This window comes from Azospirillum lipoferum 4B (assembly GCF_000283655.1).
GTDB classification, from domain to species: domain Bacteria; phylum Pseudomonadota; class Alphaproteobacteria; order Azospirillales; family Azospirillaceae; genus Azospirillum; species Azospirillum lipoferum_C.
Genome location: NC_016622.1, coordinates 1544512 through 1565301 on the forward strand (window position 1 = coordinate 1544512; position 20790 = coordinate 1565301).

The window sequence follows — 20790 nt, forward strand, 5'->3', positions numbered from 1 at the left end:
CCCGGCGCCTGAAACAGCGCCGGGTTTTCGGTTTTTGCGCGATGGTCACGGATTGTCAGGCAGCTTGACCAATTGGTGAAATGGGCGGAAGCTTTCCGCCCATGGACTGGTTCACCGGGATCAGCATCGTCGCCATTGCGGCCGGCGTGACCATCAGCCTTGTCGTGCTGGTGGCCGTCGGATCGATCCGCCGCAGCCTGAACGAGGCGTCGGCGCGCCAGTCCCAGCAAATCCGCAAGCTGACGGAGACGGTGGCGACCCTGTCTGCGCAGCATCAGGCGGCGCAGACCCGCATCCAGCAACTGACCGACGCCAACCGCAAGATGTCCGACGAGCTGACGGCTCTCGGCGAGCGGCTGAGCGACGCCGACACGGTCCAGCGCGTGGCCGGCACGGCGAGGCTTCTTCATTGACCGCGACACTGCTTTCCGACTCCGCCAGTCCAGACGCCGCCCGCGAGCGCGACCGCTGGGCCGCCAGCGCCGATGCCTGGGACCGCTGGGCCGACCCGATGGCCGATCTGGCCGACAAGCTGAACCGCCCGTTGCTGGATTCCGCCGGACTGGCGGAGGGCGAACGGCTGCTCGATCTCGCGTCCGGTGCGGGAGAGCCGGCGCTGAGTGCCGCGCGTCGGGCCGGGCCGGGCGGGCTGGTGGTCGGCAGCGATCTCGTTCCCGGCATGATGGCCGGCGCGGTGCGCCGTGCCCGCGGCGTCGATGGGGCGGCGCCCGCCTTCACCGCGGCGGACATGACCGCCCTGCCCTTTGCCGATGCCGCCTTCGACCGCGTGACCTGCCGCTTCGGGATCATGTTCGTGCCGGCGGTGGAAGCCGCGCTGCGTGAAGTCCGTCGCGTGCTGCGCCCCGGCGGCAAGGCCGCCTTCATGGTATGGGGGCCGCGCGCCGGCAACGGCCTGTTCGCCGAGATCGGCGACGTCGTGGCCGCCCATCTGGGCGAGGATGGCAGCCTGGACCCGCTGTTCCGCTTTGCCGAGCCTGGACTGCTCGCCGACGCGATGCGGGCCGCGGGGTTCGGCGAGACCGCGGAGACCGACCTGACCCCGGTCCGCAAGGCCCCGGCCGGCCAGCCCTTCTGGCGCGCCGCCCTCGACATGAGCTTCGGCCACCGGTTGGGCGGCCTGGACGCGGCACGGCGCGACGCGCTGGAGGCGGACATCGCACGGTGGTTCGACGCGCAGGCAGTGGATGGCGTCGTGCCGGTGCCATCGCATGCCCGGATCGTGGTGGGTTGGTAAGGCCGGCCGCAGCGACCCTCTCCGAAAAGCAGAAAGGCCGGGCAGATGCCCGGCCTTTCCAATTTCAAACCACTTGTACTCAGGCGAAGGCTTTGTACGCGATCAGGGTGAAGGTATCGCGCACCCCCGGCAGGGTCTGGACATGCTCGGTCACGAAGCGGCCGATGTCGTCATCCTGCTTCAGATAGCACTTCATCAGCAGATCGTACTGGCCAGAGATGGAATGCACCTCCGACACCTGTTCGATTGCCTGCACGGCCTGATCGGCGACCTCATAGGCCTTTCCGAGATCACATTTGACCATGACGAAGATGGTCTGCACGGGCTCAGCCCTCCTGCGACTGTTCGGTCGAGCTTTCGGCGGACGGACGCGGGCGGGCGGAGCGCAGCATGAAGGCCGGCATATGGTCGCCGAAACCGATCACCGGCACGTCGTCGTCATCCTCATCACGGCGGCGACGGCGGTCACGGTCACGGTCACGGTCACGGCGCGGATCGTTGCCACGGCGCGCCTCGGCAGCGGCCAGCGATTCGCGGGGCTGACGCTCCTCGCGGACCGGACGGTCGTCGCGGGCAGCGCGCTCCTCGCGAACCGGCCGCTCTTCGCGAACCGGCCGTTCCTCACGGACGGCGCGCTCTTCGCGGGGCGGCCGATCCTCACGGACCGCGCGTTCCTCACGCGGGGCGCGGTCTTCACGGCCGCCACGGGGCGGACGGGCTTCCGACTTGACAGCGCGGCCGCCACGGCCACGGCCACGCCCGCGGGAGCTGCTGTCTTCCTCGCCGAACTCGGCCGTCTCCAGGCCGTCGATGGCGATCATGGGAATCTCCCGCTTGATGAGGCGCGCGATGGCGCCGACCAGTTTCGTGTCGTCGGGCGTGGCCAGCATGAAGGCGCGGCCCTTGTTGCCCGCGCGGCCGGTGCGGCCGATGCGGTGGACATAGTCGTCCGGGGTCAGCGGCACGTCGAAATTGAAGACGTGGCTGAGCCCCTGCACATCGATGCCGCGGGCGGCGACGTCGGAACAGACCAGCAGGCTGATTTCGCCCTGCTTGAAGCGCTCCAGCGTTTCGGTCCGCTTGGACTGCACCATGTCGCCATGCAGCGCGCCGACATTGAAGCCGTGGCGTTCCAGCGACTTCTGCAGCACGGCGATGTCACGCTTGCGGTTGCAGAAGATGAAGGCGTTCTTGACATCCTCGGTCTGCAGCAGATGGCGCAGCGCCTTGCGCTTGTCCATCTCATGCACCAGGACCATCGCCTGCGTCACCGTCTCCGCCGGCGAGGCGGGCGGCGCAACGCTGATCTCCATGGGGTCGCTGAGGAAGGCATCGGCCAGACGGCGGATTTCCGGCGGCATGGTCGCCGAGAAGAACAGGGTCTGCCGGTTCTTCGGCAGCTTGCTGACGATGCGCTCGATATCGGGAATGAAGCCCATGTCGAGCATGCGGTCGGCCTCGTCGATGACGAAGACCTTGATGTCGTTCAGCATGATGTTGCCGCGCTCGAACAGGTCTATCAGACGACCCGGAGTCGCGATCAGCACATCCACGCCGCGGTCGAGCTTCTTCACCTGTTCGGTGAAAGTCTCGCCGCCGATCAGCAGCGCCATGCTGAGCTTGTGGTGCTTGCCGTAGGTCTCGAAGCTTTCCGACACCTGGGCGGCCAGCTCGCGCGTCGGCTCCAGGATCAGGGACCGCGGCATCCGCGCCCGGGCACGGCCCGACGCCAGGATGTCGATCATGGGCAAAGTGAAGCTCGCCGTCTTGCCGGTGCCCGTCTGCGCGCAGCCCAGCACGTCGCGGCGTTGCAGGACACAGGGAATTGCCTGTTCCTGAATGGGCGTCGGTTGGGTGTAACCCTTGTCCTCGATGGCGCGCAGGACGTCAGGGCCAAGCCCAAGTTCCGAAAAAAGCATCCAACCTGTTTCTGTTCTGGAGTGCGCAAATCGAGCGATCATCGCTCGATGCCTGGATGAGGCCGAAGAATAGGTAGGCAAAGCGCCATGTCAATAGATCCGATGTTCCGAAGCCGAAAATAGGCGCGGAAACACGCCGCGTTGGCGAAATCGATACCCTGCGCTAGGCTGTCCGACGGCGTTGCCGCGAGTCGCGGCCATTGCCGGTGCCCTGGACAAGGGCGCCAAGCCCCAAATGGAACGGTCGAGTGCATTTGATGATTCTTCGTGCCCAGGAATCGGTGCTGGTGGTGGTCGACGTCCAGGAACGCCTGCTGCCGGCCATCCACGAATCCGACCGCGTCGTCCGGCATGCCGGGATGCTGTTGAAGGCGGCGGCCGCCCTGTCCGTGCCGGTGCTGGTGACGGAGCAGTATCCCCGCGGCCTTGGGCCGACGGTGGAGGCTGTGCGCGCCGACCTGCCGCCCGGCACCCCGGTGATCGAGAAGATCACCTTCGGCTGCACCGGAGAGCCGGCCTTCAATGCCGCGGTGGAGGAACTGAAGCGTCCGCAGATCGTGCTGTGCGGCACGGAGGCGCATGTCTGCGTGATGCAGACGGCGCTGGGGCTGCGCCAGCAGGGCCATGCGGTCTATCTGGTCGCCGACGCTGTGTCCTCGCGCACCCCCGCCAACCACGCCGCCGCGCTGGAGCGGATGCGCGCCGCCGGCGTCACCATCGTCACCACCGAGATGGTGCTGTTCGAATGGATGGAGCGGGCCGGCACGCCGGTCTTCAAGGTCGTCAGCGCCCTGGTGAAGTGAGCGCAGGAGAAGCCCGATGTCGAACAGCCGCCCGTCCGGGCGCCCTGCCCTGATCCTGCTGCCCGGCATGCCGCTGGATGCGGCGCTGTGGGATCATCAGCTCCGCCACCTCGCCGACGTCGCCGACCCGCTGGTGGTCGAGTTGGCGGAGTGCGAGTCGATCGCCGCCATGGCCGACAAGGTGCTGGCGACGGCGCCCGACCGGTTCGCCGTCGCCGGCCTGTCGATGGGCGGCTATGTCGCCCTGGAGATCCTGCGCCGCTCGCCGGAGCGGGTAGACAGGTTGGCGCTGCTCGACACCAACGCCCGCGCCGACACGGCGGAGGCGACCGCCACCCGGCGCGAGGCGGTGGCGCTCGCCCGCCAGGGCCGCTATGGGCAGGTGATCCGTGCCGCCCTGCCCCGCCTGATCCACCCCGACCGCATGGCCGACGAAGGTTTCGTCCGGTCGGTGCTGGACCAGATGGAGCGGGTGGGGGTCGACGGCTATGCCCGCGAGCAGGAGGCGATCATCAACCGTCCCGACAGCCGGCCCGGCCTCGCCGCCATCCGCTGCCCCACGCTGGTGGTCTGCGGACGCCAGGACGTGCTGACCCCGCCCGCCCTGCACGAGGAAATGGCGGACGCCATCCCCGGCGCAAGGCTGGTGCTGGTCGAGGACTGCGGGCACCTGTCGGCGATGGAACAGCCGCAGGCGGTGACCGCGCTGATGCGCGACTGGCTGCTGCGCGACTGACGGGTCGCGACTGCCGTCAGCAGTCGATGGCGCCGCAGAACAGGTCGGCCCGCCGGCTGGGGAACAGGGTGAAGGTCATGTCGCTGATCAGGCTGCGGAAATCCGGATCGTCCGGCCCCTGCGGCCGGTCGAGCCAGCCCGTGGCCGAGGTCAGCGCCCCGCCGGAGCGGCAGAACGCCCCCTGCACGACGATGGGTCCGCCCGGCGGCGAGGTGGGAATCGGCCCGTCGGTGCAGAGCGACGAGTTCAGCATCGTCTCCGCGACGTTGAAGGCCAGAACCACCTTGTAATCCCGCCGTGCCGTGTCGTTCGGCGTGGTGGTGAGGTTGGTCTTCACCCCGGACACGCGGTTCTGCATGTGGGGCAGGACCTTTTCCGCGAAGCGCTCCGGCGGCAGGCCGAAGGGGTCGCCATGCAGGACCACCCGCAGGTCTCGGTTCCCCGCCGCATAGGAGACCTCGCTGCGCGTGTAGGCGGGCGCTGGCTCGCTCGCCACCACCCGCTCGTTGGTGCAGGCGGCGAGGACGGAGGCACCCAGCAGCAGGGCGGCGAGCGGCGGGAGCATACGCATGATCGGATCGTCCGTTGGGATTTCTGCCCCCGATATGGGAGCCCGCGGCCGGCATGGCGAGTGGCGGCTCCCAATCGCGCTCGCCAGCCGCCCATTGAACCTAGACGTCGATATCGTCCGCCTTCACGAACTTCGCGTTGTCCTGGATGAAGCGGAAGCGAAGCTCCGCCTTCTTGCCCATCAGTTCCTCGACCAGGGAGCGGGTGCGCTCGAACTCCGGCTTTTCCTCCGGATCGGCGGCGTTGGGAACCACCACGCGCAGGAGCGAGCGCTTGGACGGGTCCATCGTCGTGTCGCGCAGCTGGGCCGGCATCATCTCGCCAAGGCCCTTGAAGCGGCTGATGTCGGGCTTCTTGCCCTTGAACATCTTCGACAGCAGCTCGTCCTTGTGGGCGTCGTCGCGGGCGTAGACCTGCTTGTTGCCGTGGCTGAGGCGGTAGAGCGGCGGCAGGGCGAGATACAGGTGGCCTTCCTGGATCAGGCCCGGCATCTCGCGGTAGAAGAAGGTCATCAGCAGCGACGCGATATGGGCGCCGTCGACGTCGGCGTCCGTCATGATGATGACCCGCTCGTAGCGCAGCTTGTCGGTCGAGAAGTCCTTGCCGACGCCGCAGCCCAGCGCCTGCACCAGATCGTTCAGCTCCTGGTTGGCCTTCATCTTGTCGACCGAGGCGCTGGCGACGTTCAGGATCTTGCCGCGGAGCGGCAGGATCGCCTGGGTCTCGCGCTGACGCGCCTGCTTGGCGGAGCCGCCGGCCGAGTCGCCCTCGACCAGGAAAAGCTCGGTGCCCTCGGGGGAGTTGCGCGAGCAGTCCGCCAGCTTGCCGGGCAGGCGCAGGCGGCGGGTGGCCGACTTGCGCGTCATTTCCTTGGACTGCTTGCGGCGCGCCCGTTCCTCGGCCTTTTCGATCAGGCGTTCCAGCAGGGCGTTGGCGCTCTGCGGATCGCCGGACAGCCAATGGTCGAAATGGTCCTTCACCGCGGTTTCGACGAGGCGCTGCGCCTCCGCCGTCACCAGCTTCTCCTTGGTCTGGCCCTGGAAATGCGGTTCGCGGATGAAGACCGACAGCAGGATGCAGGCGTCGCCCATCACGTCGTCGGCGGTGACCTGCCCGGCGCGCTTGTTGTTCGTCAGCTCGCCATAGGCCTTCAGGCCGCGGGTCAGCGCGGTGCGCAGGCCGGCCTCGTGCGTGCCGCCCTGGGGGGTCGGGACGGTGTTGCAGTAGGTGTGCGAGAAGCCCTCGTCGTCATCGGGCCATGCCACCGCCCATTCCACCCGGCCCTGGCCGTTGGGAAAGTCGAGAGCGCCGGCGAAGGGCGACGGCGTCAGCGTCTTGCGGTCCTTCAGCGCGGCGGTCAGGTAATCCAGCAGGCCGCCCGGGAAATGCAGGGTCTCCGACGCCGGCGTGGTGGCGTCGACCGACAGCAGCGCCGGATCGCAGCTCCACCGGATCTCCACCCCACGGAACAGATAGGCCTTGGAGCGCGCCAGCCGGTACAGCCGGTGCGGTTCGAAATGAGCGGTCTCGCCGAAGATCTCCGCATCCGCATGGAAGCGGATGGTGGTCCCGCGGCGGTTGACGTTGCCGCGGTGGGCCAGCGGCCCCTGCGGCAGGCCGCGGCTGTAGTCCTGGACGTAGAGCTGCTTTTCGCGGGCGATCTCGACGGTCAGCCGGTCCGACAGGGCGTTCACCACCGACAGGCCGACGCCGTGCAGGCCGCCCGAGGTCTGGTAGACCTTGTTGGAGAATTTGCCGCCGGAATGCAGCGTGGTCATGATGACCTCCAACGCCGACTTGCCCGGATATTTCGGGTGGTCGTCGATGGGGATGCCGCGCCCGTTGTCGCGGACCATCACCGTGCCGTCGGCGGCCAGCTCCAGGTCGATGCGGCTGGCATGTCCGGCCACCGCCTCGTCCATGGCGTTGTCCAGGACCTCCGCCACCAGATGGTGCAGCGCACGGTCGTCGGTGCCGCCGATATACATGCCCGGACGGCGCCGGACAGGCTCCAGCCCCTCCAGAACCTCGATGTCCTGGGCGGAATAGCTGTCGGCCTTGGGGGCCGTGTTCTCGAAAAGATCGCTCATGGCGGGATGATAGGAATTTCGTCAGGGGTGCGCAAGCGCGTCCTGGGCCGTTTATAGTGCGGTGCCACAGGCTTTGGGGCAGGAATTTTTCGTGACGCCGGAGGAAGCATGAGCGCAGCGGACGCATACGACTTCGACAATGGCCCTGCCCTGCGGGCCATCGCGATGCCGGCGGACACCAATCCGAACGGCGACATCTTCGGCGGCTGGTTGCTGGCGCAGATGGATCTGGCCGGCGGAACGGTGGCGGTGCGGCGCAGCCATGGCCGCGTCGCCACCGTCGGGATCGAGGCGATGACCTTCCACAAGCCGGTCTTCGTCGGCGACGAGGTCAGCTGCTTCGCCCGCATCGAGAAGGTCGGCCGCACTTCGTTGCGCGTCCGTATCGAGACCTGGGTGCGGCGCGAACGTTCCGGCTCCGACCCGATCAAGGTGACGGAGGGCGTGTTCACCTACGTCGCCATCGGCGAGGACCGCAAGCCGCGCGAGGTTCCGCCGGAGTGAGTGCCGTCAGGCCGCCGGTGCCTTGACGAAATGCTGATGCCCGTGGTCGCACTGGCCGCGGGCGTGCTTGTCGTCGCAGCTCTCGCCGGAGGTCAGGCCGATCCAGCCATGCAGTGTGGCGGGGTCGAAGCCGGCCTCGCGGCGGTCGCCGACCTGGATCAGCGGGCGGCGGATCAGGTCGCGGTCGGCCAGCATCGCGGACAATGCGGCGGACTCGTCGAGACCGTCGGGCTTGACGGCGCCCGACTTCACGGCGGCGGCGCGGCGGTTGAACCAGGCGTCGACGTCCTTGTCGCCGAAGAAGGCGCGGAGATCGGCAGCGGTCAGTTCGGCGGTGGCAAGGTCGCGTTCGACCAGCGTGTGGCCGGCGGCAGCCAGCTGCTGCTTCTGCTTGGCGTTCGCCGGACAACCGGCCATTCCGTAGAAAATCACCTCGGCCATGGGGCACTCCGCTGCTGGAGGAAGGGTCCTGATCCGGGGAGCAATCAGGACCGATTTCGTCCAGTCTAACGGCAGCGCAGCATGAAAAAGGGCGCGACGGAATGTCGCGCCCACATTTTTTATATGGGTATTCGGGAACAGAGCGCGAGACTCACTTCTGCAGGCGCTTCAGGGCATCCTCGACATACTGGTTGGTGTAGGTCTTGGACAAATCGATGCTGGCCGACGCCACCGCCGGGTCGAAGGCCTTCAACACCTTCAGTGCGGCTTCGGCGCCGACCTGGGTGAAGCGGCCGTCCGGTGAATAGGTCGGCTTGGAATGCTCGAAAGCCTGGGCGTAGAGCGACTTGTTGCCCAGGAAATACTCCTCCGGCAGCACCTTCAGCACGTCCTCCGTGCTGGCCTTGTTCAGCCACAGCATGGTGCGGACGAAGACGTCGGTCAGCGCCTGGGTGGTCTTCGGGTTCTCCTTGATGAAGTCGGGCTTCATGTAAAGCACCGCGGCGGGATAGGGACCGCCATAGACGTCCATGGTGCCCTTTTCCGTCCGGGTGTCGGCCAGGATGGTGATGTCGCCGTCGGCCTGGGCCTGGCTGATCACCGGGTCCAGATTGACGATGGCGTCGATTTCCCCGCGCTTGATCGCCGCGATGGCGCTGGGACCGCCGCCGACGCCGATGACCGAGGCATCCTCCGGCTTCATGCCCATGGAGGTGAGCACATAGTTCAGCATGAAGTTGGTGGAGGAACCGGGGGCGGTCACGCCGATCTTCTTGCCCTTCAGATCCTTCACCGACTTGACGGTGCCCGCCTTGTTGACGGCGGCCAGCACGATGCCGGGATAGCGGCCGAGCTGAGTCACCGCCACGATGGGCTGGCTCTTGGCCTGCATCTGGATGGTGTGGTCGTAGGCGCCGGTCACCACGTCGGCCGAGCCGCCGATCAGTGCCTGCAGGCTCTTGGAGCCGCCGCCGAAATCGTTGATCTCGACGTTCAGCCCGGCGTCCTTGAAGTACCCCAGCCGCTCGGCGAGCGTCAGCGGCAGGTAATAGAGCAGCGGCTTGCCGCCGACGGCGATCTTGATGTCGGTCTTCTCAAGTGCCTGCTGGGCTGCGGCCAGTCCGGCCGTTCCCAGCGCCAAGGTTCCCATGGTCACGGCGACCGCGGCGGCCGTGATCAGCGATTTGAGCTTCATCGTTTTCCTCCCCCAAATTTGAAATCAGTGCTGGCCGCCGCTGGTATCCTGCGGGCGCCAGTGCAGAAGCCGCTTTTCGATCATGGTGACGGCGGAATCGATCAGGACAACGAAGATCGTCAGCACCAGCATGCCGGAGAAGACGCCAACCGTGTCGAACACGCCTTCCGCCTGATGGATGCGGTAGCCGAGCCCGGCGGCGGAGCCCAGATATTCGCCCACCACCGCACCGACCATGGCGAAGCCGACGGCGGTGTGCAGCGAGGAGAAGACCCAGGACAGGGCCGAGGGCAGATAGACATGCCGGAACAGGTCGCGGGAGCTGGCCCCCAGCATGCGGGCATTGGCCAGCACCACCGGGCTGACCTCCTTCACGCCCTGGTAGACGTTGAAGAAGACGATGAAGAAGACCAGCGTCACCCCCAGCGCCACTTTCGACCAGATGCCGAGCCCGAGCCACAGGGCGAAGATCGGCGCCAGGACCACGCGGGGCAGCGCGTTGACCGCCTTGATGTAGGGGTCGAAGACGAGGGAGACCAACGGCGCGCGGGCGAACCAGAAGCCGAAGGCGATGCCCGCCACCGTGCCGATGACGAAGGCCAGCGCGGTCTCCAGCAGCGTGATGCCCAGGTGATACCAGATGACGCCCGAGGCGAAATCGGCCCAGGTGCGGGCCAGCACCGCCCCCGGCGTGCCGAAGAAGAAGGGGCTGAGGATCCCGGTGTCGGTCAGGACGTGCCAGACCAGGAAGAAGGCGATCAGGACGCCCAGCTGAAGCAGCAGGATGACCGGACGGCCGGGCAGGCGTTTGGCATGGGATCTCATGATGTCGTCACCGCAGCTTGGTCTGGGCGTAGCCCTTCAGAACTTCGTCGCGCAGCTGGCCCCAGATTTCCTTGTGAAGGTCCAGGAACTGCGGCGTCATGCGGATTTCCGCCACGTCGCGCGGGCGGTCCAGGTCGATCCGGTACTCGCCGATCAGCCGGGCGCCCGGGCCGGCGGACAGCACCAGCACCCGGTCGGACATGGCGATGGCCTCCTCCAGGTCATGGGTGATGAAGACCACCGACTTGCGGTCCGCCGCCCACAGCTCGAGCAGCTCGTTCTCCATCATCTGTCGGGTCTGGACGTCGAGCGCCGAGAAGGGCTCGTCCATCAGGATGATCTTGGGATCGACGATCAGCGTCTGGGCCAGCGCGACGCGCTTGCGCATGCCGCCGGAGAGCTGGTGCGGGAAACGGTCGCCGAACCCCTCCAGCCCGACGCGCGACAGCCAGGGTTGTGCGCGCTCCCGCGCTTCCGCCTTGGAAACGCCGCGGAACTCCAGCCCGGCAGCGACATTGTCGAGCGCCGATTTCCAGGGCATCAGCGCCTCGGCCTGGAACATGTAGCCGGCCTTGGGATTGATGCCGGTCACCGGCTGCCCGAAGGAAAGCGCGCGGCCCTCGCTGGGCTTCAGCAGGCCGGCGGCGACATTCAGCATCGTCGACTTGCCGCTGCCGGTCGGGCCGACGATCGACACGAACTCCCCGTCCGCGACGGTGAAGCTGGCTCCCTGTACGGCGGTATAGGAACGTCCCCGGCCGTCGGGTGAAGGAAAGGTGCAGGTCACGCCGTCCAGTTGGAGGGCGGGCGCCGCGGCGGCCTCGGCCATATCGGTGTGGTCCTTATCGTTCGGGCGGATCACTTTGGTTGGGAGATCATACTGTCCGAAACTCTTCCTATCGGCAACCGCTTGAGATCCCCATGAGATCCGTGACGAGCCATTCCGTAAACGCACCGCTTACGGTGTCAAAGAAGGGACCGCGGGCGTTATCGGTTGCAGCCGCGCCGGCCTGTCCCGCATCACTGTCATAGATCGAAAGCCAGCCCTTCATATCGCGGAGTCGAGATGCCCACGCTGCCGAAACGCCCGATGATCGCGCTTGCCGTCCTGGCCGCCCTGCTCGCCGCGTGGCTCGGCTTCGCGGCATGGTACGATCACAGCCAACGGGCGGACGAACAGCCGGCGACCTACAGCGCGTTGATCGAGCGGGCCGTCCGCGGCGAGATCGAGTCCGTCACCTTCTCCAACGGCATCGGACATGCGGTGGCCACGGACGGCAGCCGCTATCGCACCGTGATGCCGGTGACCGACGATCTGCTGAAGGAAATGCGCAGCCACAAGGTCGCCATTGCCTTCGGCGAGGGGCCGGACGGGCTGATGGCGCAGACGGTCCGCGTGCTCGACCGCGTGGCTCCCTTCCTGATGGTGGCCCTGCTGATCGGCGGACTGATGCTCAGCGGCGGGCAGTTCTTCGGCATGGGACGCGCAACCCGCGTGCGCCCGGAGGACACCGACACCGTCTTCGCCGACGTGGCGGGCGTGGACGAGGCCAAGGAGGAACTGCGCGAGACGGTGCAATTCCTGAAGGATCCGCGCCGCTTCGCCATGGCCGGCGCCCGCGTGCCCAAGGGCATCCTGCTGGTCGGCCCGCCCGGCACCGGCAAGACCATGCTGGCCAAGGCCGCGGCGGGCGAGGCCGGCGTGCCTTTCTTCGCCGCATCGGGTTCCGATTTCGTCGAGATGTTCGTCGGCCTGGGCGCAGCACGCGTCCGCAGCCTGTTCAAGACCGCCCGCGCGAGCGCGCCCTGCATCCTGTTCATCGACGAGATCGATGCGCTTGCCGGCAAGCGCGGCGAATCGAACAGCCATTCGGAACGCGAGCAGACGCTCAACCAGTTGCTGGTGGAGATGGACGGCATCGTCGAGGGCGGCGCGGTGGTGGTGATCGCCGCCACCAACCGGGCGGAAATGCTGGATGCCGCGGTGCTGCGCCCCGGCCGCTTCGACCGCCACATCCATGTCAGCCTGCCCGATGTGGCGGGGCGCGAGGCCATCCTGGGCGTGCATGCCGGCCGGCTGACGCTGGCCCCCGACGTCTGCGCCCGCACAGTGGCGCGCGGCACCCCCGGCTTCTCCGGGGCGGAGCTGGCGAACCTGACCAACGAGGCCGCCCTGTCGGCTGCGCGCCAGGGCCGTGTCGTCGTCACCATGGCGGATTACGAAGCCGCCAAGGACCGTGTGCTGATGGGCACCGAGCGCCGCAGCCTCGCCCTGTCGGCGCATGAGCGGCGGCTGATCGCGGTCCATGAGGCAGGCCATGCGCTGGTGTCCCTGCGCTGCCCGCAGGCCGACCCGATCCACAAGGCCACCATCATCCCGCGCGGCGGCGCGCTGGGCATGGTGGTGCGGCTGCCGGAAGGCGACCGCGTGTCGGTCTCCCGCGCCAAGCTGATGGCCGACATCGCCGTCGCCATGGCCGGCCGGGCCGCCGAGGAGATCGTTTTCGGCCCCGATCACGTCACCACCGGTGCTGAAGCCGACTTCCGCGCCGCCACCGACCTTGCCCGCCGCATGGTCACGGCGTGGGGGATGAGCGAGGAGATCGGCTATGTCGCCCATGCCGCCGTCGAGCCGGGTGCGCGATCCGAGCGCACCGCATGGCGCATCGACGAGGAGGTCCGGCGCATCACCGACGAAGGCATGGAGCATGCCCGCCGCCTGCTGCGCACCGACCGCGCCGCGCTGGACGGCATCGCCCAGGCGCTGCTGGAGCGCGAGACCCTGACCGGCGGCGAAATCACGGAACTGGCGGACCGACAGGAAGAGCGCGCGACGGAGGCGGCCTGAGACCGCGCTGGCAGGAAATTATGGGGTCGACGATCCTGCCCCACTCCTCCACCGACAGGAAATGTCCCGGATTGCGGCATGGATGCATACCGGAGTAGACTAATCCGGATGCGAATGGGAGTAATACGAGGGGGAACGCGATGACCGGACCGCTATCCCGCCGCACGGTTCTACGAACCGCGCTGCCCCTCCTGGCCTCCCTGCCCCTGCTCGCGGTCTGTCCGGTCCCCTCGCACGCGGCGCCAGCCGATGCTTCGGCCGTCGTCAGGGTCGGCGCCTACGAATTTCCCCCTTACGTCGATGAGACCGGCGGCGGCGTGACCCGCGACCTGCTGGACCTTTTCAACGCCGCCCAATCGGAACGGCGGTTCGAGATGGTTCGCACCGCCCCGCAGCGGCGGTACGAGGACCTGGAACAGGGGCGATTCGACATGATCGCCTTCGAATGCCGGAATTGGGGCTGGGAAGGCCGGGCGGTCGATGCCACCCGCCCCTTCCTGCGCGATGCCGAGGTGTTCATCGCCCGGGCGGCTCCCGGCATCGACCAGCGCTATTTCGACGATCTGTCCGGCAAGTCGATTCTCGGACGGCTCGGCTTCCATTACGCGTTCGCCGGGTTCGAGGCCGACCCGAAGATCCTCGAACAGCGGTTCCGCACCCGCGTTACGGTGACGCATGAAGGCAATGTCCGCAGCGTCGTCGCCGGCCGAGCCGATCTGGCCATCGTCACCCGCTCCTTCCTGACCCGCTTCCTGCAGCGCGAACCCGAACTGGCCCGGCAGTTGGTGGTGTCCGAGCGTTCCGACCAGATCTACGAGCACACCATCCTGACAAGGCAGGGGGGAAGCGTCGCGACCGCCTGGCTCGATTCGCTGCTCGACCGCCTCGCCGCGGACGGGCGCCTGGAGTCGCTGTGGCGGCGGAGCGGAATCCTGTCATGAAACGCCGCTCCTCCCTGCTGGCGCGGGTGGCCGGGGCCATCCTGTTGACGACCGCGACCATCGGATCGGCGTCCGTGCTGCTGTCGGAGTGGATCGTCGAGGGCCAACGCCACCAGGACCTGCTGCGTCGCGCCGAGTTGGTCGCGGCGACCCAGGCCGACGCGCTGAGCGGCCCGGTGTGGGAGCTGGACAACCGCAGCGCCCAGCGGATGATCGAGGCACTGACCGCCCGCGATCCCGCCATCCGCTCCATCACGGTCTTCGAAACCGACCGCAATGTGCCGCTGGCCGAGATCATTGTTGGCGGCGAGAACGACGCCGAACGCGTCACCGTCGAACGCCCCATCGTCCTGCATGGACGCGAAGGGCGGGTTCAGACGGTGGGAACCCTGCGGATCGCCTTTTCGACGGCGGAGGTCCGGCAGGCGACCCTGGATGCGCTGATACCGGTGGTCGGGCTTCTGCTGCTGTCGCTGCTGGGAGCGATGGCGGTGCTTGGCCTGACGCTGAACCGCATGGTGCTGCACCCGTTGCGCCGGTTGACCCAACTGGCCAGCGCCATGGCGCACGGCGACTATGGCGCCCGCATGGACACCGGCCGTACCGACGAGATCGGCGTGCTGGCCGACGGCTTCAACCGCATGGCGGCAACCGTGCAGGACCACACCAGCACGCTCGAAAGCCGGGTCCGCGACCGGACCGAGGCATTGGCCGCCACCAACCGCGCCATCATGGACAGCATCAACTATGCGCAGCTGATCCAGTCCTCGATTCTGCCATCGGCCGACGTGCTGTCCGCCGGCTTGACCGAGCATTTCGTCCTGTGGCGCCCACGCGACGTGGTCAGCGGCGATTTCTATGTCTGCCGGGAGGTGCCGGACGGATTCGTCGTCGCGGTCGCCGACTGCACGGGGCATGGCGTGCCCGGCGCCTTCATGACCATGACCGCCAGCGCGATGCTGAACAACGCACTGGACCTCCTGGGTGCGTCCGACCCGGCGGCGGTGCTTGCCGCCGTCGACCGCAAGGTCCGCGCCGCCCTGCACCAGGAGGGTGAAGCCCGCAATGGAGCCGAGTGCTTCGACAACGGTCTGGATCTCGCGCTCTGCCACATCCGGCCAGCCGACGGGAGGCTGGTTTACGCCGGCGCGCGCATTCCCCTGCTGATCGTCAGCGACGACGGCGTGACGGAACTGCGCGCCGACCGGCGCAGCCTGGGTTACCGCCCGGCCGGTCAGCCCGCAGGGCGCTGTGGAGCTGAGTCGTCCTTCACGAATCACAGCATTCTTCTGCGACCGGGCCAGACCTTCATCCTGGGAACCGATGGGCTGGCCGATCAGAGCGGCGGCGAGCGCGGACGCAGCTTCGGCAGAGCCCGCCTGCGGGAGATGCTCCGGCAGGGCGGCACCGGTCCGCTGGATCGGCTGAAGTCGGAGCTGGAAAACTCCCTCGACCATTTCCAGTCGGGCCACGAACAGCGCGACGACATCACGCTGTTCGGATTCCGCGTGCGGCTGACCGACGCAGCGGCGGCTTCCCAGCCGGGATCCGACAAGCGGGCCGCATAAAAGACCTGGACCGATTGTGCGAATCTGTTACAGAGATGTCACCTTTTGTGACAGGTTGTAACGCGCCATCTGCGACAGGCCAGGGACAAATTCAGAGGAAGTTTCCACGGCTTATCGACTTTGATTTAAAATTTAGACATCCTAGGGTATGTTCCACCCGTCGTAGTGGTGTGCAAAGGCGCGGCATCAGGGAGAGCACGGCATGGCAGGTCCGACGATCGTCGTGGTCGAAGATGAGAGTTCGCTCCGGTCCGACATGATTGAATACCTGACGGGCTGCGGATTTCATGCGATCGGCGCACGCGACGGTGCGGAACTCGACCGTCTGCTCCAGAGCCACAGCGCGTCCATCGTGGTCCTGGACGTGAACCTGCCGGACGAGGACGGGTTCAAGATCGCCGCACGTCTGCGCGATAGCCATGGCGCCGGCATCATCATGGTCACCGCCCGCAGTTCCACCGTCGACCGCATTGTCGGGCTGGAGATCGGCGCCGACGCCTATCTGGTGAAGCCGGTCGAATTGCGCGAACTTGAAGCGCAGGTGAAGTCGCTGCTGCGCCGGATGAGCGAACGCGCCGCCGAATCGGCGGCCCAGGCCGCCGGCAGCGCCGCACCGGCCGACCCCGTCCATGACGGCATCGACGAGGCGCGCTGGTCGCTGGACCCCACGGAATGGAGCCTGACCAACCCGGCCGGCATCCGCATCAGCCTGACCAGCATGGAAATGAAGCTGACCAGCCTGCTGGCTGCCCAGGCGCGCAAACCGGCGACCCGCGACCAGATCTCCCAGGCTCTGTACAATCGCCGCTGGAACCCGGAAGACCGTTCCATCGACACCGTCGTCGGCCGCCTGCGCCACAAGGTGGAGGGCGCCATCGGCGGCCCGGCTCCGCTGAAGTCGGTGCATGGCGTCGGCTATGTCTTTTCCGCGCCGATCCGGGTGCTGGGCGCGGCACAAGGTTAAGTCAGCCCTGCCCCGGCGTCCGGTGCGGGAACAGCAGCGTGAAACTGGTCCCACGGTCCAGCACGCTGTCCACCGTGATCGATCCCTTCAGAACGCCGACCACCAGATTGTGGACGATGTGCAGCCCCAGTCCGCTGCCGCCGCGTCCACGCCGCGTCGTAAAGAATGGCTCGAACACCCGGGCCCGGTCCTCCTCGCTCATGCCGCGGCCATTGTCGGTGAAGCACAGCCGGACGATATCCCGGGTCGGGAGGTCCACCGCGATCGCCATGTCGCCCGGCCGGCCATCGGCAAAGGCATGGGTCAGGGCGTTCATCACCAGATTCGACAGGATCTGCGACAGCACGCCCGGATAGCTGTCCAGTTCCAGATCGCCGGGACAGCTCACCGCCACCGCATGTCCCGACGGCCGCAGCTTCGGCTGCAGGCTGACCAGCGTATCCTGGATATAGGCGGCAAGATTGACGCTGCGCCGCTCCGCGCTGGCCCGGTCGACCGCGACCTGCTTGAAGCCGGCGATCAGCTGCGACGCCCGTTCGCAATTGCCCAGGATCAGGTCGGTGGTGTCGATGGCGGTGGCGAGGTAGCGGGCGAACTCCGCCTTGCCAAGTTCCCCCGCCTCCGCCCGGCGGCGCAGGGCCTGGGTGGCATCGGCGAGATGGGACGCGCAGGAGACGGCGATTCCGACCGGCGTGTTGATCTCGTGCGCGACCCCGGCGACCAGCGCACCGAGGGACGCCAGCTTTTCCGACTGGACCATCGCCTCCTGCGCCTCGCGCAGGCTTTCCAGCGCGGCTTCTGCCTCGCTACGCCGGCGTTCCAGCTCGTGGTTGGCGTCGCTCAACTGGGCCTGCAGGCGATCGCTGACCCGCACCAGCCGCTGCTGCTCCCGGGTGCTGAGTTCGAAGGCGGCAACGAATTCGCGGAATTCGGACAGACACTGCGGCGCCAGCGCCGCCAGCCTCGTCTCCAGCGCGCGGGCCTTGGCGAGGGCCTCCTCCTCCGCAGCGAAGAGGTTGAAGCTCATGGATCGCCGCTGGCGGGAATCTCCCGCATCCGGAAGACGACATGCCGCAGATCCTCGGCGAAATCCTCGCCCAGTTCGCGCATGGCCTCGTCGTTTTCCTCCACGCACCAGGTCAGCGTCACCGGCCGGCCGGTCTTGGCTACGGTCTCCAGCATCTGGAAGATGTTCATCAATGCTTTGGCGCTGGAACTGTTGAAATACAGCAATTCCATGTTGAAATGGATCGGAGCGCCATCGGTGCGGGCCAGATAGCCACGCAGCGCGTCGAACACCGGGCCGAAGAAGCCGGCGACGTCGTCGGGATAGGATTCGCCGGTCATGCGTAAATGGCCGCCGGCGAAGTCGAAGGAGACGCCCGGCGTGCGTCCGGTGGCGGGGATGGTCAGGCTGTCCATGGCTCGTCGCTCGGTTCGGCCGCTCAGACGCGGACCTTGAGGCAGAAGAAGCTGCGGTCCGCGTCCATCGCGTCGAAGTCGTAGTCGATGGGATCGCTGGCCCGCCGGGCGATCTCGATCAGCCCCAGGGTCGCACCGCGACTGCCGTCGTCCGGTTCCTCCCGAAGCTGTTCGCGGTAGTAGTTCTTGATGCCATCGCGGTCGAGGCTCTTCAGATGGTCCAGCCTCTGCTTCAGGCGTGGAACGTCACCATTGCGCACGGTGTTGCCGCAGACGATGAAGACCTTGCCGTCCTCCACCCCAATGGTCACCATTCCGGCGCTGAGTTCGACCGCGCGGCCGGCGCTGCCGGACATCTTTTCCGCCGAATAGCGGATGATGTTCTGCATCTGCTCGACAAAAACGGAGAAGACCCGGCGGATGGTGGGACCGTCGGCCTCTTCCAAAGCCATCTTTTCCCGCAACGCCTCGCCCAAGGAATAAAGTATCCCTTCCGACAAGTATCCGCTGAAGGAAAACAGAATACCCTTGTCATCCAGATCGCGTTTTATCGCCGCATACTGCTGTGCAAGCATGGGAGCCGCCGGATTTTCCGTCAGTGCCTGACATGTGCCAACTATCTCATTCCCTAGGCCAAAGGGCCATAGCCTTTCGAACAGGCGCGAGATCCGGAGCCATCACACCGGCAACACGACCCGAAAGGTCGATCCCTTGCCGAGTTCGCTGTCCACCGCCACGGCACCGCCATGAAGCAGAACAATCTGCTGCACGGTGTGCAGCCCTATACCGGTGCCCGGAATACCCGAGGCGCCGGAGCCGCGAAAGAAACGGTCGAACAGGCGCGGTATCTCCGATTCCGGAATACCCCGGCCACGGTCGGTCACTTCGATCACCGCCATCGCGCCGTCGGTATCGCCATGCAGCAGGATCGGCCCGCCCTGTCCGGAATATTTGACCGCGTTGTTGACCAGATTGGTCAGAACCAGTCCGATGAGATGGGCGTCGATTTCCGCGCGACGTGGCAACCCATCCAACTCCATCCGGAAGTCACGGTCCGGATAGGCGACGCGAAAGGGGCGGACGACACTGCGGATCAGATCGGGAAGATCGACCTCCGCGCGTTCGAGCACCAGCGCATTGCTCTGCAGCCGTTCGTCGGTCAGATGGGCGTCGATCAGGCCGGTCAAGCGCTGGACGCTGCCACGGATCACCGCCAGCCTTTCCAGCATCTCCGGCTCCACCTGTTCCGCCTTCATGGCGAGCAGCTGGGCGGCGCTGTCGATGATGGCGAGAGGGGTGCGGAACTCGTGGCTGACCATGCCCAGGAACTGGCGCTGGCGGTCGCGCGCCAGCAATTCGCACTCCAGCGCGCGCTCCACCCGTTCCTTGGCCAGGATCAGCGCCTTCTGGTTGGCGGCCAATTCGTTGGTGCGCTCCTCCACACGCCGCTCGAGCGAGCGGTTCAGCGCCACCAGCTCCTCATACAGGCAGACATTGTCGAAGCCGATCGCGACGCGGTTGCAGAACAGTTCCAGCAGCCGGTGCTCGTCGGGGGTGTAGGGCTCCGCCCGCTCCAGCCGGAAGACGGTCACTCCATGCTCGCGCGTGCGGAAAACCAGCACGCACCGGTCATCCCGGTACAGGTTGCGCTGGCTCCGCAGCACATCCTCGATCTCCGCCGTCGCGTCGGCCGGAAGAACGTCGGCAACGGGCATGCCGATGCTGCAGGCGAACTCCCCAAGTCCGGCCACCAGCGCCACCGACCGGCTGCCGTCACCGCGCTCCAGCGGACGGCAGGCAAGCACGGAGGGTGTGCCGCCCGGATCGACGAGACGGGCAATCTGCTCCACCAGCTGTTCGACGAAGGCGCGCATCGACCGCATTTCGAACAGGGAGGCCGATGCATGGAGGATGCGCTCCAGCCCCTGTCTGTTGCGTTCGATCGTCACGATGTCGCGCCACGCCCGCAGCGCGCTCACCAGCGTGGTGAACAGGCGCTGCGCCGTCAGCTCGCTCTTGGCCTTGTAGTCGTTGATGTCGTAGCCGACGATGACGTCGCGCTCCGGCGCCTGCCCCGGCTGGCCGGTGCGCAGGATGATGCGCATGCGCTGGTTTCCCAGCTCCTCCCGGATGTGGCGGACCAGCCGGAGGCCGGCATCCTCCGTCTCCATCACCACGTCCAGCAAGGCGACGGGAAGATCCGGCCGCAGCGCCAGCACCGCCTTCGCCTCTTCCGCCGACAAGGCGCTGACCACCTCGAAGGGACGGCCGTCGAAGTCGAAATCGCGCAGGAGCACTGCGGTCATCGCATGAACCTGCGGGTCGTCGTCCACCACCAGGATGGGCCAGGGCAAGCCCGACGGCCGTTGCGGACGCACCGCCGTGACGGTCCCGTCCTCCGGGCCGAACAGCAGTTCGTCGTCGGCCCCTCCCCCCATACCCGTCATGCCCCGCCTCCCCGTAGCCCTTGCAGGTTGGCTCCGGCCCTCCCGCCTGACCTGCCTGTACGACGTTCAGCTGTGATGGAAGCATTGTACGTCGCCGCTTCCAAGTCCGATTCGGCCTGTTCGGTAGCATTCGTTTCAATTTGTCGCATATGACCGAAGATTGTCGCCGGCCGCCGATAATCTTCCGTAAGAAGACGCCGTTTCGACTGAATGCGGAAGCTTCCGTAGGGAAAGGTTCAGTGTATTTACGACAACAAGGCTT

The 20790-nt window shown here is 66.9% G+C and carries 21 protein-coding genes; 9 read left to right on the plus strand and 12 right to left on the minus strand.

Going from position 1 to position 20790, the window contains the following annotated elements:
- Positions 1 to 101 precede the first annotated feature (101 nt).
- Positions 102 to 413 carry a hypothetical protein gene (locus tag AZOLI_RS07120; RefSeq protein WP_014247928.1) on the plus strand — a complete coding sequence of 104 codons (312 nt, stop codon included), beginning with the start codon at positions 102 to 104 and terminating at the stop codon, positions 411 to 413.
- Positions 410 to 1255 (plus strand): class I SAM-dependent methyltransferase, encoded by an 846-nt coding sequence (locus AZOLI_RS07125; protein ID WP_014247929.1) that lies wholly within the window; start codon positions 410 to 412, stop codon positions 1253 to 1255. The genes AZOLI_RS07120 and AZOLI_RS07125 overlap by 4 nt, the downstream gene beginning before the upstream one ends.
- Positions 1256 to 1334: 79 nt before the next feature.
- Here the strand turns inward: AZOLI_RS07125 and AZOLI_RS07130 are convergent, their stop codons facing one another.
- Positions 1335 to 1577, minus strand: a complete 243-nt coding sequence (locus AZOLI_RS07130) for an Lrp/AsnC ligand binding domain-containing protein (RefSeq protein ID WP_014247930.1) — start codon at positions 1575 to 1577, stop codon at positions 1335 to 1337.
- A 4-nt stretch (positions 1578 to 1581) separates the two neighbouring features.
- Positions 1582 to 3174 (minus strand): DEAD/DEAH box helicase, encoded by a 1593-nt coding sequence (locus AZOLI_RS07135; protein WP_014247931.1) that lies wholly within the window; start codon positions 3172 to 3174, stop codon positions 1582 to 1584.
- A gap of 257 nt (positions 3175 to 3431) precedes the next feature.
- Here AZOLI_RS07135 and AZOLI_RS07140 point away from each other — a divergent pair, with 257 nt between their 5' ends.
- Together AZOLI_RS07140 and AZOLI_RS07145 are read left to right on the plus strand one after the other, a co-directional pair.
- The gene (locus AZOLI_RS07140; protein ID WP_044550609.1) at positions 3432 to 3977 is read left to right on the plus strand and encodes a hydrolase; all 546 of its coding nucleotides are present in this window, start codon (positions 3432 to 3434) and stop codon (positions 3975 to 3977) included.
- A gap of 16 nt (positions 3978 to 3993) precedes the next feature.
- A complete protein-coding gene (locus AZOLI_RS07145) occupies positions 3994 to 4713 on the plus strand; it encodes an alpha/beta fold hydrolase (protein WP_014247933.1) in 720 nt (239 codons plus the stop codon).
- Between the two features lie 16 nt (positions 4714 to 4729).
- Here AZOLI_RS07145 and AZOLI_RS07150 read toward each other — a convergent pair whose 3' ends face one another.
- Complete coding sequence (locus AZOLI_RS07150) at positions 4730 to 5284, minus strand: hypothetical protein (RefSeq protein WP_014247934.1); 555 nt, start codon at positions 5282 to 5284, stop codon at positions 4730 to 4732.
- A 100-nt stretch (positions 5285 to 5384) separates the two neighbouring features.
- Complete coding sequence (parE, locus tag AZOLI_RS07155; protein ID WP_014247935.1) at positions 5385 to 7373, minus strand: DNA topoisomerase IV subunit B; 1989 nt, start codon at positions 7371 to 7373, stop codon at positions 5385 to 5387.
- Between the two features lie 108 nt (positions 7374 to 7481).
- Between parE and AZOLI_RS07160 the strand changes: the two genes are divergently transcribed.
- Positions 7482 to 7877, plus strand: a complete 396-nt coding sequence (locus AZOLI_RS07160) for an acyl-CoA thioesterase (RefSeq protein ID WP_014247936.1) — start codon at positions 7482 to 7484, stop codon at positions 7875 to 7877.
- Between the two features lie 6 nt (positions 7878 to 7883).
- On the opposite strand, the gene AZOLI_RS07165 is transcribed toward AZOLI_RS07160, so the two are convergent.
- The 4 genes from AZOLI_RS07165 to AZOLI_RS07180 form a co-directional block, all read right to left on the minus strand.
- Positions 7884 to 8318 (minus strand): ArsC/Spx/MgsR family protein, encoded by a 435-nt coding sequence (locus AZOLI_RS07165; RefSeq protein WP_014247937.1) that lies wholly within the window; start codon positions 8316 to 8318, stop codon positions 7884 to 7886.
- Between the two features lie 151 nt (positions 8319 to 8469).
- Positions 8470 to 9513 (minus strand): ABC transporter substrate-binding protein, encoded by a 1044-nt coding sequence (locus tag AZOLI_RS07170; protein WP_014247938.1) that lies wholly within the window; start codon positions 9511 to 9513, stop codon positions 8470 to 8472.
- 24 nt (positions 9514 to 9537) lie between these two features.
- Positions 9538 to 10338, minus strand: a complete 801-nt coding sequence (locus AZOLI_RS07175; protein ID WP_014247939.1) for an ABC transporter permease — start codon at positions 10336 to 10338, stop codon at positions 9538 to 9540.
- Between the two features lie 7 nt (positions 10339 to 10345).
- Complete coding sequence (locus tag AZOLI_RS07180; protein ID WP_014247940.1) at positions 10346 to 11167, minus strand: ABC transporter ATP-binding protein; 822 nt, start codon at positions 11165 to 11167, stop codon at positions 10346 to 10348.
- A 237-nt stretch (positions 11168 to 11404) separates the two neighbouring features.
- Here AZOLI_RS07180 and ftsH point away from each other — a divergent pair, with 237 nt between their 5' ends.
- The 4 genes from ftsH to AZOLI_RS07200 all read left to right on the plus strand — a co-directional run bounded on the left by ftsH (position 11405) and on the right by AZOLI_RS07200 (position 16659).
- Positions 11405 to 13186, plus strand: coding sequence for an ATP-dependent zinc metalloprotease FtsH (gene ftsH / locus AZOLI_RS07185; RefSeq protein WP_014247941.1), 1782 nt, complete (start codon positions 11405 to 11407; stop codon positions 13184 to 13186).
- Positions 13187 to 13326: 140 nt separating this feature from the next.
- On the plus strand, positions 13327 to 14127 hold the full coding sequence (locus tag AZOLI_RS07190; RefSeq protein WP_014247942.1) for a substrate-binding periplasmic protein: 801 nt from the start codon (positions 13327 to 13329) through the stop codon (positions 14125 to 14127).
- On the plus strand, positions 14124 to 15695 hold the full coding sequence (locus AZOLI_RS07195; RefSeq protein WP_014247943.1) for a SpoIIE family protein phosphatase: 1572 nt from the start codon (positions 14124 to 14126) through the stop codon (positions 15693 to 15695). The genes AZOLI_RS07190 and AZOLI_RS07195 overlap by 4 nt, the downstream gene beginning before the upstream one ends.
- A 202-nt stretch (positions 15696 to 15897) precedes the next feature.
- The gene (locus tag AZOLI_RS07200) at positions 15898 to 16659 is read left to right on the plus strand and encodes a response regulator transcription factor (RefSeq protein WP_014247944.1); all 762 of its coding nucleotides are present in this window, start codon (positions 15898 to 15900) and stop codon (positions 16657 to 16659) included.
- 1 nt (position 16660) lies between these two features.
- On the opposite strand, the gene AZOLI_RS07205 is transcribed toward AZOLI_RS07200, so the two are convergent.
- The 4 genes from AZOLI_RS07205 to AZOLI_RS07220 all read right to left on the minus strand — a co-directional run bounded on the left by AZOLI_RS07205 (position 16661) and on the right by AZOLI_RS07220 (position 20528).
- Complete coding sequence (locus AZOLI_RS07205) at positions 16661 to 17686, minus strand: sensor histidine kinase (RefSeq protein WP_014247945.1); 1026 nt, start codon at positions 17684 to 17686, stop codon at positions 16661 to 16663.
- Positions 17683 to 18081, minus strand: coding sequence for a DUF1987 domain-containing protein (locus AZOLI_RS07210; RefSeq protein ID WP_014247946.1), 399 nt, complete (start codon positions 18079 to 18081; stop codon positions 17683 to 17685). Before AZOLI_RS07210 ends, AZOLI_RS07205 begins: the two co-directional genes overlap by 4 nt.
- Before the next feature lie 23 nt (positions 18082 to 18104).
- Complete coding sequence (locus AZOLI_RS07215; RefSeq protein ID WP_044549819.1) at positions 18105 to 18656, minus strand: SiaB family protein kinase; 552 nt, start codon at positions 18654 to 18656, stop codon at positions 18105 to 18107.
- 102 nt (positions 18657 to 18758) lie between these two features.
- Complete coding sequence (locus AZOLI_RS07220; protein ID WP_014247948.1) at positions 18759 to 20528, minus strand: ATP-binding response regulator; 1770 nt, start codon at positions 20526 to 20528, stop codon at positions 18759 to 18761.
- Positions 20529 to 20790: the final 262 nt, after the last annotated feature.

Coding starts and splice junctions, on each gene's coding strand:
- AZOLI_RS07140 (WP_044550609.1), top strand. CDS start 3,432: ATGATTCTTCGTGCCCAGGAATCGGTGCTGGTGGTGGTCGACGTCCAG.
- AZOLI_RS07145 (WP_014247933.1), top strand. CDS start 3,994: ATGTCGAACAGCCGCCCGTCCGGGCGCCCTGCCCTGATCCTGCTGCCC.
- AZOLI_RS07150 (WP_014247934.1), bottom strand. CDS start 5,284: ATGCGTATGCTCCCGCCGCTCGCCGCCCTGCTGCTGGGTGCCTCCGTC.
- AZOLI_RS07195 (WP_014247943.1), top strand. CDS start 14,124: ATGAAACGCCGCTCCTCCCTGCTGGCGCGGGTGGCCGGGGCCATCCTG.
- AZOLI_RS07200 (WP_014247944.1), top strand. CDS start 15,898: ATGGCAGGTCCGACGATCGTCGTGGTCGAAGATGAGAGTTCGCTCCGG.
- parE (WP_014247935.1), bottom strand. CDS start 7,373: ATGAGCGATCTTTTCGAGAACACGGCCCCCAAGGCCGACAGCTATTCC.
- AZOLI_RS07170 (WP_014247938.1), bottom strand. CDS start 9,513: ATGAAGCTCAAATCGCTGATCACGGCCGCCGCGGTCGCCGTGACCATG.
- AZOLI_RS07165 (WP_014247937.1), bottom strand. CDS start 8,318: ATGGCCGAGGTGATTTTCTACGGAATGGCCGGTTGTCCGGCGAACGCC.
- AZOLI_RS07210 (WP_014247946.1), bottom strand. CDS start 18,081: ATGGACAGCCTGACCATCCCCGCCACCGGACGCACGCCGGGCGTCTCC.
- AZOLI_RS07215 (WP_044549819.1), bottom strand. CDS start 18,656: ATGCTTGCACAGCAGTATGCGGCGATAAAACGCGATCTGGATGACAAG.
- AZOLI_RS07160 (WP_014247936.1), top strand. CDS start 7,482: ATGAGCGCAGCGGACGCATACGACTTCGACAATGGCCCTGCCCTGCGG.
- ftsH (WP_014247941.1), top strand. CDS start 11,405: ATGCCCACGCTGCCGAAACGCCCGATGATCGCGCTTGCCGTCCTGGCC.
- AZOLI_RS07190 (WP_014247942.1), top strand. CDS start 13,327: ATGACCGGACCGCTATCCCGCCGCACGGTTCTACGAACCGCGCTGCCC.
- AZOLI_RS07120 (WP_014247928.1), top strand. CDS start 102: ATGGACTGGTTCACCGGGATCAGCATCGTCGCCATTGCGGCCGGCGTG.
- AZOLI_RS07205 (WP_014247945.1), bottom strand. CDS start 17,686: ATGAGCTTCAACCTCTTCGCTGCGGAGGAGGAGGCCCTCGCCAAGGCC.
- AZOLI_RS07175 (WP_014247939.1), bottom strand. CDS start 10,338: ATGAGATCCCATGCCAAACGCCTGCCCGGCCGTCCGGTCATCCTGCTG.
- AZOLI_RS07135 (WP_014247931.1), bottom strand. CDS start 3,174: ATGCTTTTTTCGGAACTTGGGCTTGGCCCTGACGTCCTGCGCGCCATC.
- AZOLI_RS07220 (WP_014247948.1), bottom strand. CDS start 20,528: ATGACGGGTATGGGGGGAGGGGCCGACGACGAACTGCTGTTCGGCCCG.
- AZOLI_RS07180 (WP_014247940.1), bottom strand. CDS start 11,167: ATGGCCGAGGCCGCCGCGGCGCCCGCCCTCCAACTGGACGGCGTGACC.